Raw genomic sequence first — 17228 nt, 5'->3', positions numbered from 1 at the left:
AATCAACTTGGGGGATACGCCGACATGGCTTTTTCCACTGCCTCGCGAATGGCATCGCTGCGTCCGCTCTGGCTGCCCCGCTGGCCGGTCTCGGCGCTGGCGCTCCACACCGGCTGACCGGTGCGAGCATCGAACAGGTCCACCCGAACCACCACGACTTGCTCCTGATACGTGCGCACCATCGGCATCGGATGGTACACGCCATAACCCGGACCGTAGCGGTCATAACGGTTATAGCCGCCGTAATAGCCAGCATCATAATCATCCCGGACCTGGCGCACGCGGGTCTCCAGGCGCAGGTCGGCGCTGACGAACAGGTCGGCGGGCCGGTTGTCATGCAGCGGCCGCAGGCCACGCTGGTCGAGGGCATTGCTCACCGCTTCGGCCACCTGGGCCGAATCCGCCCAGGCAGTGCCCGGCGGCAGGCGCCCGTCGCGCCAGGCCCAGCTGCGATAGCGCCCGTAATCACGGGGCGGCGCCGGGTAGGCGCTGCGGTCGAATACCGTGGCGGCCTCCGGTGGCGCCGGCGGCAACGGATTGGAGGTGGCGACATAGGGGTTGCTGCCCTGGCAGGCCACCAGCCCCAGGCACAGCACCAACAACCCTGAACGACCTTTCATTTCGCGCTCCAATTGCACTTGCGGATCAGAGGGGACGGCAGATCCAGTGCAGATAACGTCCCAACCCGGCAAACGCCGGATGGCGACGGTGGGCCAGTTCCATTTCCAGCAACTGCGCAAGTTCCACGCGGCCCTGGAACTCCACCGGCATGTAGTCATGGAAAACCCGCACGCCACTCTGGCTTTCGACCTGCCACAGGCCTTCAAGTTGCGCCGCCAAATCTCGCGGATCAAGGGGTTGTTGCGGCGTCAGGCTCTGTTTTTCGCCGGCCATGTCATTTTTGCGCAACTTGCGGAAATGCCCCTTGAGCAGATTGCGATAGACCAACGCGTCGCGGTTGTAGAACGCCAGGGACAGCCAACCGCCAGGCGCCGTCAGTTGATGCAGCACCGGCAGGATCGCGTGGGGCTCGGCCAGCCACTCCAGCACCGCGTGACACAACACCAGGTCGTAAGGTTCGGTCAGTTGGCCGAGCAGGTCCTGCCACGGTGCCTGGATGAACGTGGCCTGCTGGCCGGCCTCGGCAAAACGCTGGCGAGCGCCTTCGAGCATGGGTTCGGCCGGCTCGGCCAGGGTCACCTGGTGACCGCGCTCGGCCAACCACAACGACATGTGGCCCAGGCCAGCGCCGATGTCCAGCACACGCAATGGACGCTGCGGCAAGGTTTCCAGCAGATCGGCCTGAAGCACCGCCAGGCGGATGGCGCCCTTGGCCCCGCCGTAGATTTTTTCCGCGAAGCGCGTGGCGAGCTGATCGAAATGACGGTCGCTCATTGGCCGAACCGCCGTTCGCTGTCGGCCAGCTTGCTGCGCACCACGGCGTCCATGTCCAGGCCCAGCTCGCTGCAAAGCAGCAACAGGTACAACACGATGTCACCGACTTCCTGCCCGGCGTGGGCCAGTTTGTCCGCCGGCAACTGGCGCGACTGGTCCTCGGTCAGCCACTGGAAAATCTCCACCAGTTCGGCCATTTCCACACTGGCGGCCATGGCGAGGTTTTTCGGGCTGTGGAATTGCCGCCAATCGTTATGGTCACGAATGGCATGCAGGCGTGCGGTCAGTTCAACAAGGTTCATCGGGTTCTCCTGAATGCGCATAGCTTCAGGGGGATGACCGGGGAAGGCAAGAGTCTCGGTACGAAGCGACGGTTTGCCCCATAATCGAACCAACTCGGCCGCCACAGCTCCTACAATCAGGAGCCAACGGCTCAGTTCGGATTCCCTCCCATCAGGATGCACATATGCAGGTAGAAAGCTTTTTCGAATGGCTCGGCCAGGCGCTTGGTTCGGTAATCCGTTTCATCGTCGACCTGCTCAGCGGCCTCTTCAACACCCTGGCCAACGCCGGCGGCAATTTCGTCGATGGGCTGTCACGCACCTTGGGCATGGACACTTCGATCATCAGCATCATCGCGCTGATCCTCGGGCTGATGCTGCTGTACTCGGCCATCCGCGCCTTCATGCGGGCCTCGATCGTCATGGGCATCATCTGGCTGGTGCTGGGGTTGTGGTTGTTGAGTTGGATCATCCACTAGGTCCAGAGCACTTGTGGGAGCAAAGCTTGCTCGCGATACAGGCGCCTCGGTTCCCTGAAAGACCGCGTCATCTTCATCGCGGGCAAGCCTTGCTCCCACAGATTTATGGAGGCATTCCCACGCGGGACGTGGGCACGATCAATCCAAGAACCCGCTACAATCGCGCTCCATCAAGGAGCCCGCATGCCCAACCTGATCACCGACTGGCGCGACCGCCTGACCCATCGCCGGGTCTGGGCACTGGCTGCGCCGATGATTCTCTCGAACATCTCCGTGCCGCTGGTGGCGTTGGTGGACAGCACCGTCATCGGCCATTTGCCCCATGCCCATCAGTTGGGCGCCGTGGCGGTCGGGGCGAGTTTGTATACGGTGTTGGCGTGGGCCATGGGCTTCTTGCGCATGGGCACCACCGGGTTCGCCGCCCAGGCCGCCGGGCGGGGTGACGGGGCGGCGTTGCGACAAGTGTTGTTGCAAGGACTGCTGTTGGCGATGGGGCTGGCGCTGCTGCTCGGTGCCGTCGGCGTGCCGTTGAGCGACGTGGCGTTGCATTTCATGCAGCCGTCCGCCGAGCTCAACCAGTTGACCCGCGACTTCTTCCACACCCGGCTCTTCGGCTTGCCGGCGGCGCTGGCCAGCTATGCGCTGGTGGGCTGGTTCCTCGGCGCCCAGAATGCCCGGGCGCCGTTGGCGATCCTGTTGGTGACCAACCTGGTCAACATCGCCCTGAATCTTTGGTTCGTGATCGGCCTGGACTGGGGCGTGACCGGCTCGGCCCGGGCGTCGGTGATTGCCGAGTGGACCGGAGCGCTGGTCGGCCTGGCCCTGGCTCGCAAGACACTGCGGGCCTGGCCCGGGCAGATGGCCTGGGCGGCCCTGGGCGTGTGGCAGAACTGGCGTCCGCTGCTGGCGGTGAACCGGGACATCTTCATTCGCAGCCTGGCACTGCAAGCGGTGTTTTTCCTGATCACGGTGCAAGGCGCGCGCCTGGGGGACGCCACCGTGGCGGCCAATGCCTTGCTGCTCAACGGCTTGCTGCTGACCGCCCATGCCCTGGACGGCCTGGCCCACGCCGTGGAAGCGCTGTGCGGCCATGCCATTGGCGCCCGCGACCGCCTGGCATTGCGCCGCTCGCTGGTGGTGGCCGGCGGTTGGTCACTGATTGCAAGCCTCGGCTTTGCCCTGCTGTTCCTGCTCGCCGGCCACTTGTTCATCGATATGCAGACCGACATTCCCGACGTGCGCGCCACCGCTTACGACTACCTGCCCTACCTGGCGACCTTGCCGCTGATCGCGGTCTGGAGCTACTTGCTCGACGGCCTGTTCATCGGTGCCACCCGCGCCCGGGAAATGCGCAACGGCATGCTCTTGACCCTACTGCTCGTGTCGCCGATCGCCTGGATGCTGGTGGGTTTGGGCAACCATGGGCTGTGGATCACCTTCCTGCTGTTCATGGCCCTGCGCAGCCTGACCCTCGGTGCGTTTGCCTGGCACTTGCAGCGGCGTGACCGTTGGCTCGGCGCGCCGGCCCCATAACCTTCAATCCTGGCGACCCTGCCAGCGCCGCCGCAGGTGTTCGAGACGCTCGCGCTGCGAGCCTCCCTCCGGCCCCGGAATGGGCCGGGCATCGGGGTATTGCAGGCGCAGCCACAGCCAGTCATCGAGCACCGTCCGCTCGGTGAATCCCAACGCCAGCCCCTGCTGCAAATCCTCCCAGAGCCGACGGTAATCACGCCCGGTGGAGCGGCACCATTGCCACGCGTGGCGCTCCAACAGGCATCGTCGCAACTGGCCCTGTTGTCGGTCGCTGAGGCCGTGTTCTTTCTCCAACGCCGCCACCGGCAGTCCAGGGTTGGACAGTTGTTGCCAGCCCTGGCTGCCGATCGCCCGGTCGGCCCACGTGCCGCCGAACCAGCGCGCCAGGCTGATCGGCCCCAGCCAGCAACTGAGCTCATGGGAGTCGCAACCGTCGAAGAAATAGCTGGCGGTGTGCGGGTTGTAGTAATTCAACAGGGCTTTGTGATGCAGGCCCAATGTCACCGTCAGCATGCGCCGCAGATGCGTGAGCAATTGCCCGACGGGCTTTGGGCAGGCCAACAACAACCCCGGCCAGGCGCGCGGGTCCAGGTGACAAAGGCTGACCAGCGCGGGGGATTGGCGCAGCTCCACCAACAACGGGCCCTGCTCGCGAAGCCCATGCAACTCGGTGCCTTCGAACAGGGCAAAACGCCGGGCCTCGGCGAACTGCGCGTGCACCAGCCGCACCGCCTCAGGCGCACTCGGTACGTCCAGCAGCAACCACTGCGGCGTTGATCCAGGCACGACCGCGCTCATCGAGCAACGCCCGCGCCGCGTCCCATGAGCATGCGGCAGGTGCACAGCGGTTGGCCGCAGGGGCTGAAAGGCCCGCCTTCGGGCAACAGGCACAACAAGACCAGCGGCTCGGCCTCCCGCATCGCCGACAACAGCACCGGATCGACAACCGACCGCCCAAGTGTTTCGCCTGAAGATGACTCATCGGCAACCGCTGCCGAGGCAGGCTCGCCCAGAAATGCACTGATCAGCGGCCGATCCGGATCACCTTCGATAAAGCTCACCAGCACCTCGGTGCCGTCACACAGGGCGGCCGCCCCGCCGGCAGCCAGCTCCGGCGCCAAGGGCAGCCAGCAATGACTGGGGCTGGAACCTTCGCCCTGATAGACCCAGTCGAACTCCACCGCCACGCGCCCCGCTCCCAACTCCGACGGCTCGTCCACCGCCACGACCCAGCCGCGTTGACGGCTCACCATGCGTGGTTTGGCCGGGACGCTGTCCGGCACGAACAGCACGCCCCGGGGAATGGCCTTGAAATGGTTGCCATACACACCCGCCTGGACGCGATGCTCGACCTTCGTCAACAGCCAGCGCCGGTTCCAACCGGCAAACGGATGGTCCGTCAACGTCAACACCTGGCCACCCCGCAGGTTCGTCAGTTCGCTGCGCCCCTGGGCGACCTGCTGCCCCGACACATCGGTGTGCACGCTGAAGGTCCGCACCGCGGCAACCGGCCCGTCGTCCACGTAGACCGCCTTACCAGCAGGGGGAAAACTGTGGGGATTGTCGGCGAACACCAGGCAATGCCCGTCCCGCGTGTGTTCGAAATGAAAGTGGATACCCGCCCGGGCGCACACGCGCTGGAGGAACTGCAGGTCCGATTCGCGATACTGGGTACAGAAATCCTGCGGTGGATAATCGCCGCTCAGGTCCAGGCACAGGCGGCGGCCGCTGATGCCATGGCCCTTGAGCACCTGGCGAATGATCTGCGGCACCGAGCGGGCACTGAACACCCGCTGGCTGAAGCGCTGCGCCAGACAGGCCAGCTTCGGCCCGATACGCACCCGGCAACCGGCGCCATGACGGTGTTGGACCAACTCATGGAGCTGCCCATGAATGCCCCGGCCTGGAGCCCCGAAACTCAACCAGACGTTGCGGTACAGCAGGCTCGCCAAGTCCAGGCTCGCATCGTGCAACAGGAGTTCCACTTCATAGACAAAGGGCTCGCTAATGGCTTCGCTACCCGTGAAGGCCACCACGTCAACGGGCTCGGGCAGACCGGCTATCTCCAGACGAAATGCTGGCTCGCAGGCTGGATCGGACATCGGCGTTTCTCTACAGGAGGGGCGGTCGGGGATTCTCGCCGACCGCCATGGCCGAGTAGAGGGGCCAAGTACAGGTTAGGAAAGGGACTACACGAAATAAGGACATCACCGATTAAATGCACCGGTGTGAAGAAATAGCCGTGGCGTAAACAAAAATGCCCTCCGGGACTATCCGAAAAAACCCGCGATGTGCGGTGTGTTTTCTGACAGCCCCGGTGGGCATTGAGGGGACGGCTATTGGCGCTGTCTCTCCATCAGGAAGACAGATACGACGAACGCGTCAGCCCCAGGCGCAGCGCATCGAGGAACTGGGTACGCTCGGCGGCGCTGATGCGGGCGCTGGCGCACTTGTCGCGGTAGTGAGTCATCAACTCCTCCGGCGACAAGTGCACGTAGCGCAGCATGTCTTCGATGGTGTCGTGGGTTTCGATACCGGCGTGGTACACGCTGCCATCGGCGTTCTGGTAGATGTTCACCGAGTCGGTGTCGCCGAACAGGTTGTGCATGTCACCGAGGATTTCCTGGTAGGCGCCCACCAGGAAGATCCCCAGCAGGTAGTCTTCACCCGGATTGAGGGCGTGAACCGGCAGACTGGTCTCGATGCTCTGCTCGTCGACGTATTGCTTGATCTTGCCGTCGGAGTCGCAGGTCAGGTCTTGCAGCACGGCGCGGCGCAGCGGCTCTTCGTCCAGGCGATGCAGCGGCAGGATCGGCAATACCTGGCCGATGGCCCAGGTGTCCGGCAGGCTCTGGAACACCGAGAAGTTGCAGATGTATTTGTCGGCCAGCTTGTCATTGAGTTCATCCAGCACCTGGCGGTGCGAGCGCTGGCGGGCCTTCAACGAGTTGTGCAGGCGACGGCACACGGCAAAGTAGCACTGCTCGGCCAAGGCTTTTTCCGCCAGGGTCAGCTTGCCGTCGGCATATTGGGTCGCCACGTCGCTCATGTAGTGCGTGGCGCGCCAGTAGGTCTCGGTGACCATCTCGATATCGGTCGGGCCCAGCAGGTCAACCAGCCATTGCACGGTTTCCGGCAGTTCCTGCTTGTTGTCGATCACCGGCACGTCGTCGTTGTGTTTCTCGACGTCGGTCACCTGCACCACCAGCATCGCGTGGTGGGCGGTCAGCGAGCGGCCGCTTTCCGAGAAGATGTGCGGGTGCGGCAGGCTCTGGGCATCGCAGAACTCCTTGAGCATGCCGACCACGACACCGGCGTAATCGTCCATGTCGTAGTTGATCGAACTGGCGTTGCGCGAGTGCGTGCCGTCGTAGTCCACGCCGAGGCCACCGCCGACGTCGATGTGATCCACCGGCAGGCCGAGATTGCGCAGCTCGCCGTAGTAACGGATCGCTTCCTTGAAGCCGTGCTGGTAGTCCGCCAGATTGGCGATCTGCGAGCCCATATGGAAGTGCAGCAGGCGAATGCCCTGATCCAGGCCTGCGGCGCGGAAGCGCTCGACCACCGACAGCAGTTGCGCGGCCGACAAGCCGAACTTGGACTTCTCGCCACCGGTATCGGCCCACTTGCTCGACGCCAGGGACGACAGGCGCACGCGCAGGCCGACCTGTGGCTTGACCTTGAGCACCGCGGCCTCTTCGATCACCAGGCCGACTTCGGACTCTTTCTCGATGACGATGAAGACGTTGTGACCCAGCTTCTGGCCCATCAGCGCCAGGCGGATGAATTCGCGGTCCTTGTAGCCGTTGCAGACGATGGTGCCGCCCTTCGGCGCGAGGGCCAGCACCGCCAGCAGCTCCGGCTTGGAACCGGCTTCCAGGCCGATGGAGACGTTCTGGGTGGCGATGATGTTCTCGATCACCGCTTCCTGCTGGTTGACCTTGATCGGGTAGAGCGCGGTGTACTTGCTCTGGTATTCCAGGCGCGCGATGTTGCTGTCGAACGCACCGGTCAGCTGGCGCACGCGGTCTTGCAGGATGTCGGGAAAGCGCACCAGCAAAGGCAGCGAGAGGCCGCTCTGGCGCAACTGGTCGACTTGCTCGAACAGGTCGATGGGCGAACTGCCGGGACCGTTCGGACGGACTTCGACGCGACCGGCTTCATTGATCGCGAAATACCCGGCCCCCCAATGGCGAATCCCGTAAACGCTGCGGCTGTCCGCAACTGTCCATTGGCTGCCATCGTCTTTGCGTGTGCGTCGTACGGACATCGAAGTCCCCTATAAAGAAGTCAAAATGCACCATCCGGTCGGAGGCTGGGGCAGTCTAGAGAGTGAAAATGACGAATTGCCTGTTAGCAAGGTAGACCCTGCTCCCAGCGATGAGTTTAGAAACCCGTTCAGAACAGGTTCTGTGAAAACCATGCGGGCGACCTCGAACGTCGGGTCCGGGTCAAGCCGAGGGTGGTTTTCACAGAAGCTGCTAGCCGCCGGATTTCTTTGCCTTGAAGCCGTGCTTGACCAGTTCCGCCAGCAGCAGCTCGACGTGATCGCCCTGGATCTCGATGATGCCGTCTTTCAACGCACCACCGGTGCCACAACGCTTCTTCAATGTGGTGGCCAGTTCCTTGAGCGCATCTTCGGCCAACGGCACGCCGGTGATCGTGGTCACCGTCTTGCCGCCGCGACCTTTGCTTTCACGGCGCACACGGGCAATGCCATCACCGGCAGGGATGGCGGTCTGTTTGCAGATGCAGGCATCCACCGGTTGACGGCAATCAGGGCAATGACGACCGGCGTCGGTAGAAAATACCAGGCCGCCCAGGGCGGCGAAGGATACGGCTTTTTTGACCACCGGCAATCCTCTTGGGAGGACAAAGACTGGTCGAGGGGAGAACGTGCCTCGACCGCGAAACCCCACTCAGGCAGGGGCAGCGCTACTGGACCGCAGACGCGGTTCAGCTTGAAAAGTCGCGCAGTGTAACGGCAAAAAGCCGACTTGCTAAGGGCCAATCAGCGCCAATTTATAGCTTCTTTGCGACGTCGCCACCCTGGGCACGCAAATAGCGTTCAAGCGCCGCCAGGGAGTCCGGGCAGTAAGGCATGCGCTGGATTTCATCGAGCACCTGTTCAAGCGGCAGGAAACGCGCTTCGAGGACTTCTTCAGGCTGCAGGACCAGCGGGCCGTCCCACACCGCCGAGAACGCCGAACACCACAGGCGACTGCCGGGGTCTTCGAAATAAAAATGATCGTGGGCGGTCAGTTCCACGCCGCTCACGCCCAGTTCTTCCGCCAGCTCACGGGCGGCCGACTCAGCGTAGGTCTCGTCGGCCTGGACCATCCCGCCCGCCGCCACGTCCCAGAAGCCCGGGTAGATGGCCTTGCTCAGGGTGCGCCGGTGAACACACAGTTCACCGGCCGAATTGAACAGCATGATGTAGGTGCCACGCCCGATCAGGCCGCGCTCGCGCAGCTGCGAACGCACCAGGCTGCCAAGCAGGTTGTCGTGCTCGTCGACCCACGCGATCAGCTCGGCATCCGAGGCCGCTCGGTGAGCGACCTCCCGGGGGCTTTCGCTCATGGATCAGCCCTGGTTCAGCAGTTGCCGCAAGTCGATGACCGCTGCGTTGGCCCGGGAAATGTAGTTAGCCATGACCAGCGAGTGGTTCGCCAAGACACCAAAGCCGCTGCCGTTGAGGATCATCGGGCTCCAGACCGGTTCCTGGGACGCTTCCAGTTCACGAATGATCTGCCGTACGCTGACCGTGGCGTTCTTTTTCGCCAGCACATCGGCGAAGTCCACTTCGATGGCGCGCAGCAGGTGCGACAGTGCCCAAGCCTGGCCGCGGGCTTCATAGAACACGTTGTCGATCTGCAGCCATGGGGTCTCGACCACCTCTTCGTCCACCTGCGGCACTTGGCCCGGGGCCGTGACTTCGGTTTTCAGCGAGGTGTTGAGCTTGACCCGGCCAACGCTGGCCGACAGGCGCTGGGACAACGAGCCCAGGCGCGTACCGACGTCCCCCAGCCAGTTGTTCAGGTTGTCGGCGCGGGCGTAGAACAGCGCGCTTTTCTGGTTCGGATCGGACAGCCGGGCCTGGTAGCGGCTCAGGGAGTTGATGCCCTCCTGGTATTCGGATTCACTGGAAGGCAGCACCCAACTGCGGTTGTCGAAGTTGAAGCGCGGCTCGGCCTTGGCCAGGTCGGCGTCCTCGGCGGACTGGGACTGGGAACGGGCGAAGTCCTTGCGCAACGCGCGGCTCAGGTCGCGAACCTGCACCAGCACGCCGTATTCCCAGCTCGGCATGTTGTCCATCCACAGGCCTGGCGGGAAGCGGTCGTTGGAAATGTAGCCGCCTTGCTTGGTCAGCAGGGTCCCGGCCACAGTCTTGAGCGTCTCGACCGTGGTGTAGCCCACCACCATTTGCCGGCCATCCTTCTCGGCTGCGGCCTGGGCGTTCTGCTGCACAGGGAACAACGCGGGCTCCTGGCTCCAGTACCAGCCGAGGGCAATGGTCACCAGCAGGTAAAGGCCGATCAGCGTGGCCAGTGCGCGGCTGAAAAAAAGCCCACCCAGGTAGCCGCGGGTGTCCGATTTCGGCTCGGCGGCGCGTTCAGGCGCGCTGCCCGCGCGGTTTTTCCAGTCCAGCATGGCGATGTTCCTTCAATCACTTGAGTTCTCGGTTCGACCACAACCCTACGCCATCGTGCCTGATTTGAAACGCGATAATGCGGCGCCAATCATGCCGGGCGCGACAGGGCAATCGAACAGCACTATAAAGGAAGCGTCGCCATCGGCCTATGAGACTGTCCAGTCACAAACTGAATTGGGCGACTGGACAGAATATTGACGTATGACACTCATGCGGAGGAAAAGAGGTGCTAGCATAGAGCCACCAGTCGACCTCAGCATGCACCCTAACTAGTAGTCAGGATATGACCGAGCCAGAAGACCCCAGCCGTGAGCGCCTCAAGCACCACTTTGCCCAGCGGGTAATTCATCAGGCTCGCCAGATCCTGGAGATTTGGCAGCGCCTGCAACGCAGTGAGTGGTCAAGCACCGACCTGTCGGAGCTCAGCGAAGCCAATCTGCGCCTGCTGCGCTTTGCCGAGCGCTTCGAACAGCCCGAGCATTCCCTGCTGGCCCAAGGCATCAGCCAGTCGCTGCAAGCGGTGGACGCCAATCGCGGGCGCCTGAGCAGCCACCTGATCACCGAAATCAACCGCTTGATGCAGCGCTTGTCTCGCACCGGCCTGCGCCACGGCGACCAGCTCGAACAAACCTTCCTGCCGCCGCTGCGCAAACCCATCTACGTGATGCTGCAGGACCATGACCGCGCCGAACGCCTGGCCAAGCAATTGGAGTTCTTCGGCCTCAGCGCCCAGGCACTGGACAGTGTCGCGGCGTTCCGGGCCTCGATGGTCGAGCGCCTGCCGGCGGCGATTGTCATGGACGTGGACTTCAGCGGCCCGGGCACCGGCTTGAAACTGGCCGCAGAAGCCCAGGAAGGCCTGGAACAACCGTTGCCGCTGCTGTTCTTCAGCTTGCTGGAAACCGACACCCCGACACGTCTGGCCGCGGTACGTGCCGGCGGGCAGGAATTCCTCACCGGCACCCTCGAAGCCTCGAGCCTGCTGGAAAAGATCGAAGTGCTGACCTGCGTCGCCCAGTACGACCCCTACAAAGTGCTGATCATCGATGACTCACGCGCCCAGGCCTTGCACACCGAGCGCCTGCTCAACAGCGCCGGCATCATCACCCGCACGCTGATCGAGCCGATCCAGGCCATGGCCGAGCTGGCGGATTTCCAGCCCGACCTGATCATCCTCGACATGTACATGCCGGCCTGCACCGGCACGGAACTGGCCAAGGTCATCCGTCACAATGACCGCTATGTCAGCGTGCCGATCATCTACCTGTCCGCCGAAGACGACCTGGACAAGCAACTCGACGCCATGAGCGAAGGTGGCGACGACTTCCTGACCAAACCGATCAAGCCCCGGCACTTGATCACTACCGTGCGCAACCGTGCCGCCCGGGCGCGCAACCTCAAAGCGCGGATGGTGCGCGACAGCCTCACCGGCCTGTACAACCACACCCATATCCTGCAACTGCTCGAGGATTGCAGCTTCCGCGCTCGTCGCGAAGGCAAACCCCTGAGCTTCGCCATGCTCGACATCGATCACTTCAAACGGGTCAATGACAGCCACGGCCACCCCATGGGCGACCGGGTGATCAAGAGCCTGGCGCTGTTTCTCAAGCAGCGCCTGCGCAAGACCGACTTCATCGGCCGTTACGGCGGCGAAGAGTTCGCCATCGTCATGCCCGACACCGACATCGACGCCGCCTGCAAAGTGCTGGATGAGATTCGCCAGCGCTTTGCCGAAATCCACTATCCGGCCCAGCCCCATGATTTGTGGTGCACCTTCAGCGCTGGCGTGGTGGAGATGAGCGATGACTCCGACAGCCTGATGATGGCCAGCCAGGCGGACGAAGCGCTGTACCGTGCCAAGCACGCCGGACGCAACCGGGTACAGAGCGCCCGGCAATCAAAGCAAAGTGCCACCTTTTCATCGGAATCGACCGACTCGGTCATAAACCTGTAACGCAAACGCAATAACTTCAGGCACTTACGATTCTGCCCTCGGTAGACCCTTGATGCGCCTGAAGCTGCTGACCAATCTCAATACTGTTCTTTTAGTTGCCGTATGCCTGGGCCTCGGGGTCACCCTGTGGTGGTCGCAGATCGCCCTGGAACGGCCCTACTTGCTGATGGAGCGCTACCTGGGCCTGTCGCGGCAATTCCAGAGCGAAGTGGCGCGCAACATCGAGGACTACCTGGCCAGCGGCGACGCCTTGCGCCTGAGCGCGGCCACCCAGGCCTTGGAGACGCTGCAGAAAGACCTCGACCAGTTTCCCCCGGAGCTGGCCAAGGCCCTGCGTCCGAGCCTGTCGAACCTCGACGGCTTCAGCAAGACCGATCTGCTGGCCGCCGGCAAACTGGCTGGCGATCCGCAGGCCTTGTTGTTGCAAGCCGAGCGTGAACTGAGCGCCAGCCTCGATCAACTGGCCCAATACGCCAATGGCGCCCCGGCCTACCTGCCCCCGTTGTTTGCCGCTTCGCAGCATCTGGGTCGGTTGTCCCTCACGCGGGACAAACTGGTCAGCAGCGGCCGCAGCGAATTGGCCGCCGATGTCGAACGGGAACTGGCGAGCATCCGTGTCGAAGCCGAACGCCTCGACGGCCTGCCCCTGCTGGGTGTCACCGCCAGCAGCGAATCGGGCAGCGATGATTTCGCCGCGCTGATGGGCCTGGAGACCCAGGAAAAAACCGCCGCCGAAGATGCTGGCATCGCCCTCAAGCGCGAACTCAACAGCCTGCTCGGCCGTTACCCGGCGGAATTGACCCGCACCCGCGAACTGATCCAGAAACGCGCCGAGCTGAGCAATGCCACGCACCTGAAAATCGCCGACGTGCAAACGGCGATCGATACCCTGGAACCGGCGGTACGGGCGCAGCATGGGCAGATCCAGGGGGAGGTTCGCATGATCCAGGGGGTGATGATCGGCCTGATCCTGCTGATCGCGCTGCTCATCGACACCTTGCAGCGGCGCCTGGCCCGTACCTTGACGCACCTGGCTCCAGCCCTGTCGACCTGGGCCGAGGGGGACTTCAGCCGGGACATCCACGTGGGCGCCAGCAACCGCGAAATGCAGGACATCGAGGCTTCGCTCAATCGCCTGCGTGCTTATCTGGTGGACCTGGTGGGCACCATTCGGGTGAACGCCGAACAGGTCGCCGGCAGCAGCCGGGCCCTGGCCGATCTGAGCGGCGAACTGCACAGTGGTGCGGAGGATCAGGCCGACGATACGGCGCTGATCCGTGATTCCCTCAGCGAGCTGGAAGCGACGATCCAGCAAGTGGCCGGCGATGCCAGCCAGGCCGCAGACGCCAGCCGCAGCGCCGGGCAAGCGGTGGAGCAAGGGCAGAAAGTCATCGGCCTGAGCCTCACGGGCCTGCATGCGTTGGTCGGGGAAGTGCAAGGCAACGCGCAGATGATCGAGCAACTGGCCGAGGAATCGGCCACCATCGGCGGTGTGCTGACGGTGATTCGCTCGATTGCCGACCAGACCAACCTGCTGGCACTCAACGCGGCCATCGAAGCGGCTCGCGCCGGGGAAATGGGCCGAGGCTTTGCCGTGGTGGCCGAGGAAGTCCGCTCCCTGGCCCAGCGCACGGCCGGCGCCACTGCCGAAATCCAGACACTGATCGCCCGCCTGCAATTGGCCGCGCGCCAATCGGTGGATGGCATGCGCGCCCAGGTCGAACACGCCGAAGCCACCGCCAACCAGGCGCAAGCGGCCGACGGTGCGCTGGATGAGATCGTTGGCGCCATCCAGACCATCTCCGACACGGCGGTACGCATCGCCGACGTCACCGCCCAGCAAAGCGGCGCCGTCAGCGAAATCCGCGATCACAGCGAGCGGATTCACCAACTGGGCGCAGACAACCTGCTGCGCATCGGCGAAGGCCGGGAACAGGGTGACAATCTCCTGATATTAGGGGGACGGTTGCATACGGCGGTGCAAGCGTTTCGAGTTTAAGCACCACATACCCACTGTGGGAGCGAGCTTGCTCGCGAAAGCGGTGGGTCAGCTTGCATCGAGGTTGGATGTGCCGCCGTCATCGCGAGCAAGCTCCCACACTGGATCTCGGGTGCCCACAAGTCCGGCGGTCACCACAACTTCCTTGTGGGAGCGGGCTTGCTCGCGAAAGCGGTGGGTCTGCTCGCATCGAGGTTGGATGTGCCGCCGTCATCGCGAGCAAGCTCGCTCCCACACTGGATCTCGGGCGCCCACAAGTCCGGCGGTCACCACAACTTCCCTGTGGGAGCGAGCTTGCTCGCGATAGCGGTGGGTCAGCTTGCATCGAGGTTGGATGTGCCACCGTCATCGCGAGCAGGCTCGCTCCCACATCGATTGGCGAGGACCCGGGAATTGATGCTGCCACAGAGGTGCGGTTTGTGACCGCATGACTGGATCAGAGACCTGGGTCACAAATTTCGCGCAAACATCGGTCATCGTGCTGGCTATTGCCGAGAACTGGACAGTCATTAAGGCTTTGCGGCATAGTCGCCGGGTTCTGATACCTGCTCACAGATAACAAGGAACAGCAGATGGCGACCCTATTGGTCCTGCACGGACCCAACCTGAACCTGCTGGGCACCCGTGAACCGGGCGTCTACGGCGCCGTGACACTGGCCCAGATCAACCAGGACCTGGAGCAGCGGGCCCGCAACGCCGGCCATCATTTGCTCTATCTGCAAAGCAACGCCGAATATGAACTGATCGACCGCATCCATGCCGCGCGTGGCGAAGGCGTGGATTTCATTTTGATCAATCCAGCAGCTTTTACACATACAAGTGTCGCATTACGTGACGCGCTGCTGGCGGTGAGCATCCCATTCATCGAAGTGCACTTGTCCAACGTGCACAAACGCGAACCTTTCCGCCATCACTCCTACTTCTCCGATGTAGCAGTGGGAGTGATCTGCGGCCTTGGCGCCAGCGGTTACCGACTGGCCCTGGAGGCCGCCCTAGAGCAGCTTGAACAACAAGCTATACGCCCCTGACCGACCCTTGGGAGTTGATGATTCATGGATATCCGTAAAGTTAAGAAATTGATCGAATTGCTGGAAGAGTCCGGCATCGACGAGCTTGAGATCAAGGAAGGCGAAGAGTCCGTACGCATCAGCCGCCACAGCAAGACCCCGGCCCAGCAGTTCTATGCACCGGCCCCGATGCAGGCTCCGGCCGCAGCGCCTGCTCCAGCAGCAGCCCCGGTTGCCGCCGCAGCGCCAGCCGCACCGGCGGCACCGACGCTGAACGGCACTGTCGCTCGTTCGCCAATGGTGGGCACGTTCTATCGTAAGTCTTCGCCTTCCTCGCCGTCCTTCGTTGAAGTCGGCCAGACCGTGAAGAAAGGCGACACCCTGTGCATCGTCGAAGCCATGAAGATGATGAACCACATCGAAGCTGAAACCAGCGGTGTGATCGAATCCATCCTCGTCGAAGACGGCCAGCCGGTTGAGTACGACCAACCGCTGTTCACCATCGTTTGAACCGCGGAGAGCCTTTGATGACTGCGAAGTTGGAAAAAGTTCTGATCGCTAACCGCGGTGAGATCGCCCTGCGGATTCTGCGTGCCTGCAAAGAGATGGGCATCAAGACCGTCGCCGTTTACTCCAAGGCCGACAAAGAACTGATGCACCTGGGCCTGGCGGACGAATCCGTCTGCATCGGTCCGGCGTCGGCTGCGCACTCCTACCTGCACATCCCGGCGATCATCGCCGCTGCCGAAGTGACCGGCGCCACCGCCATTCACCCGGGCTACGGTTTCCTGGCGGAAAACGCCGACTTCGCCGAACAGGTGGAAAACTCCGGTTTTGCCTTCATTGGTCCGAAAGCCGACACCATCCGCCTGATGGGCGACAAGGTTTCGGCCAAGCACGCCATGATCGCTGCTGGTGTACCGACCGTTCCGGGTTCCGACGGCCCGCTGCCTGAAGACGAAGAAACCGCTTTGCGCATCGGTCGCGAAGTCGGTTATCCGGTGATCATCAAGGCCGCTGGCGGCGGCGGTGGTCGCGGCATGCGCGTGGTACACAAGGAAGAAGACCTGATTTCCTCGGCGAAACTGACCCGCTCCGAAGCTGGCGCGGCGTTCGGCAACCCGATGGTCTACCTGGAAAAATTCCTGACCAACCCGCGTCACGTCGAAGTCCAGGTGCTGTCCGACGGCCAGGGCCAGGCCATCCATCTGGGCGACCGCGACTGCTCGCTGCAACGTCGTCACCAGAAGGTCCTCGAAGAAGCGCCGGCACCGGGCATCGACGAGAAAGCGCGCGAGGAAGTCCTGGCACGTTGCGTCAAGGCGTGTATCGACATCGGCTATCGCGGCGCCGGTACCTTCGAGTTCCTCTACGAGAACGGTCGTTTCTACTTCATCGAAATGAACACCCGTGTTCAGGTGGAGCACCCGGTTTCGGAAATGGTCACCGGTATCGACATCGTCAAGGAGATGCTCAGCATCGCCGCCGGCAACAAGCTGTCGTTCACCCAGGATGACGTGGTCATCCGCGGTCACGCGCTGGAATGCCGGATCAACGCCGAAGACCCGAAAACCTTCATGCCAAGCCCAGGCACGGTCAAGCATTTCCATGCCCCGGGCGGCAATGGCGTTCGCGTCGATTCGCACCTGTACAGCGGTTATGCCGTTCCGCCGAACTACGATTCGCTGATCGGCAAGCTGATCACCTACGGGGCGACCCGTGAAGAAGCCATGGCGCGCATGCGCAATGCGCTGGACGAAATCGTGGTAGACGGGATCAAGACCAACATCCCGCTGCACCGCGATCTCGTACGTGACGAAGGCTTCTGCAAAGGCGGCGTCAACATCCATTACCTGGAGCACAAGCTGGGCAACCAGCACTGATGCTTCACGTGATGTAAAAAGACCCCGGTCCGTTGGCCGGGGTCT

General features: G+C 62.9%; 16 protein-coding genes. 7 read left to right on the top strand and 9 right to left on the bottom strand.

Going from position 1 to position 17228, the window contains the following annotated elements:
• Window positions 1–2 precede the first annotated feature (2 nt).
• From IB266_RS27620 to IB266_RS27610, 3 genes are read right to left on the bottom strand one after another with little or no spacing between them, the layout of a single operon-like run.
• Complete coding sequence (locus IB266_RS27620; RefSeq protein WP_192263674.1) at window positions 3–620, bottom strand: DUF4136 domain-containing protein; 618 nt, start codon at window positions 618–620, stop codon at window positions 3–5.
• Window positions 621–645: 25 nt separating this feature from the next.
• Entirely contained in the window at window positions 646–1395 is a 750-nt protein-coding gene (locus tag IB266_RS27615; RefSeq protein WP_060739336.1) for a methyltransferase, read from the bottom strand.
• Window positions 1392–1697 (bottom strand): MazG-like family protein, encoded by a 306-nt coding sequence (locus IB266_RS27610; RefSeq protein WP_060739337.1) that lies wholly within the window; start codon window positions 1695–1697, stop codon window positions 1392–1394. Before IB266_RS27610 ends, IB266_RS27615 begins: the two co-directional genes overlap by 4 nt.
• Before the next feature lie 164 nt (window positions 1698–1861).
• On the opposite strand from IB266_RS27610, the gene IB266_RS27605 reads away from it, so the two are divergent.
• The gene (locus IB266_RS27605) at window positions 1862–2155 is read left to right on the top strand and encodes a hypothetical protein (RefSeq protein WP_003197447.1); all 294 of its coding nucleotides are present in this window, start codon (window positions 1862–1864) and stop codon (window positions 2153–2155) included.
• 183 nt (window positions 2156–2338) lie between these two features.
• Entirely contained in the window at window positions 2339–3688 is a 1350-nt protein-coding gene (locus IB266_RS27600; protein WP_192263672.1) for an MATE family efflux transporter, read from the top strand.
• A gap of 3 nt (window positions 3689–3691) precedes the next feature.
• Here the strand turns inward: IB266_RS27600 and IB266_RS27595 are convergent, their stop codons facing one another.
• The 6 genes from IB266_RS27595 to IB266_RS27570 form a co-directional block, all read right to left on the bottom strand.
• Window positions 3692–4486, bottom strand: coding sequence for a DUF4123 domain-containing protein (locus IB266_RS27595; protein WP_192263670.1), 795 nt, complete (start codon window positions 4484–4486; stop codon window positions 3692–3694).
• Window positions 4483–5790: a type VI secretion system Vgr family protein gene (locus IB266_RS27590; protein ID WP_192263668.1), complete on the bottom strand. Its 1308-nt coding sequence runs from the start codon at window positions 5788–5790 to the stop codon at window positions 4483–4485. The genes IB266_RS27595 and IB266_RS27590 overlap by 4 nt, the downstream gene beginning before the upstream one ends.
• 254 nt (window positions 5791–6044) lie before the next feature.
• Window positions 6045–7958: an arginine decarboxylase gene (gene speA, locus IB266_RS27585; protein ID WP_060739342.1), complete on the bottom strand. Its 1914-nt coding sequence runs from the start codon at window positions 7956–7958 to the stop codon at window positions 6045–6047.
• A gap of 211 nt (window positions 7959–8169) precedes the next feature.
• Window positions 8170–8541 (bottom strand): translation initiation factor Sui1, encoded by a 372-nt coding sequence (locus IB266_RS27580; RefSeq protein WP_192263665.1) that lies wholly within the window; start codon window positions 8539–8541, stop codon window positions 8170–8172.
• Window positions 8542–8710: 169 nt separating this feature from the next.
• On the bottom strand, window positions 8711–9268 hold the full coding sequence (locus IB266_RS27575; protein WP_060739343.1) for an NUDIX hydrolase: 558 nt from the start codon (window positions 9266–9268) through the stop codon (window positions 8711–8713).
• 3 nt (window positions 9269–9271) lie between these two features.
• Window positions 9272–10339, bottom strand: coding sequence for a DUF2333 family protein (locus tag IB266_RS27570; RefSeq protein WP_192263663.1), 1068 nt, complete (start codon window positions 10337–10339; stop codon window positions 9272–9274).
• 284 nt (window positions 10340–10623) lie between these two features.
• On the opposite strand from IB266_RS27570, the gene IB266_RS27565 reads away from it, so the two are divergent.
• From IB266_RS27565 to accC, 5 genes are all read left to right on the top strand, one after another.
• Entirely contained in the window at window positions 10624–12294 is a 1671-nt protein-coding gene (locus IB266_RS27565; protein WP_192263661.1) for a response regulator, read from the top strand.
• Window positions 12295–12346: 52 nt separating this feature from the next.
• Window positions 12347–14293, top strand: a complete 1947-nt coding sequence (locus IB266_RS27560) for a methyl-accepting chemotaxis protein (RefSeq protein ID WP_192263658.1) — start codon at window positions 12347–12349, stop codon at window positions 14291–14293.
• 572 nt (window positions 14294–14865) lie between these two features.
• The gene (aroQ, locus tag IB266_RS27555; protein ID WP_072410269.1) at window positions 14866–15321 is read left to right on the top strand and encodes a type II 3-dehydroquinate dehydratase; all 456 of its coding nucleotides are present in this window, start codon (window positions 14866–14868) and stop codon (window positions 15319–15321) included.
• 24 nt (window positions 15322–15345) lie between these two features.
• Window positions 15346–15810, top strand: a complete 465-nt coding sequence (accB, locus tag IB266_RS27550; RefSeq protein WP_053118072.1) for an acetyl-CoA carboxylase biotin carboxyl carrier protein — start codon at window positions 15346–15348, stop codon at window positions 15808–15810.
• A 17-nt stretch (window positions 15811–15827) separates the two neighbouring features.
• Window positions 15828–17183, top strand: a complete 1356-nt coding sequence (accC, locus tag IB266_RS27545) for an acetyl-CoA carboxylase biotin carboxylase subunit (protein ID WP_092331083.1) — start codon at window positions 15828–15830, stop codon at window positions 17181–17183.
• Window positions 17184–17228: the final 45 nt, after the last annotated feature.

This window comes from Pseudomonas sp. Pdm06, assembly GCF_014851795.1.
GTDB lineage: Bacteria > Pseudomonadota > Gammaproteobacteria > Pseudomonadales > Pseudomonadaceae > Aquipseudomonas > Aquipseudomonas fluorescens_AA.
Note: the sequence above shows the minus strand (reverse complement) of the source record. Positions and strands in the feature narration are given on the sequence as shown.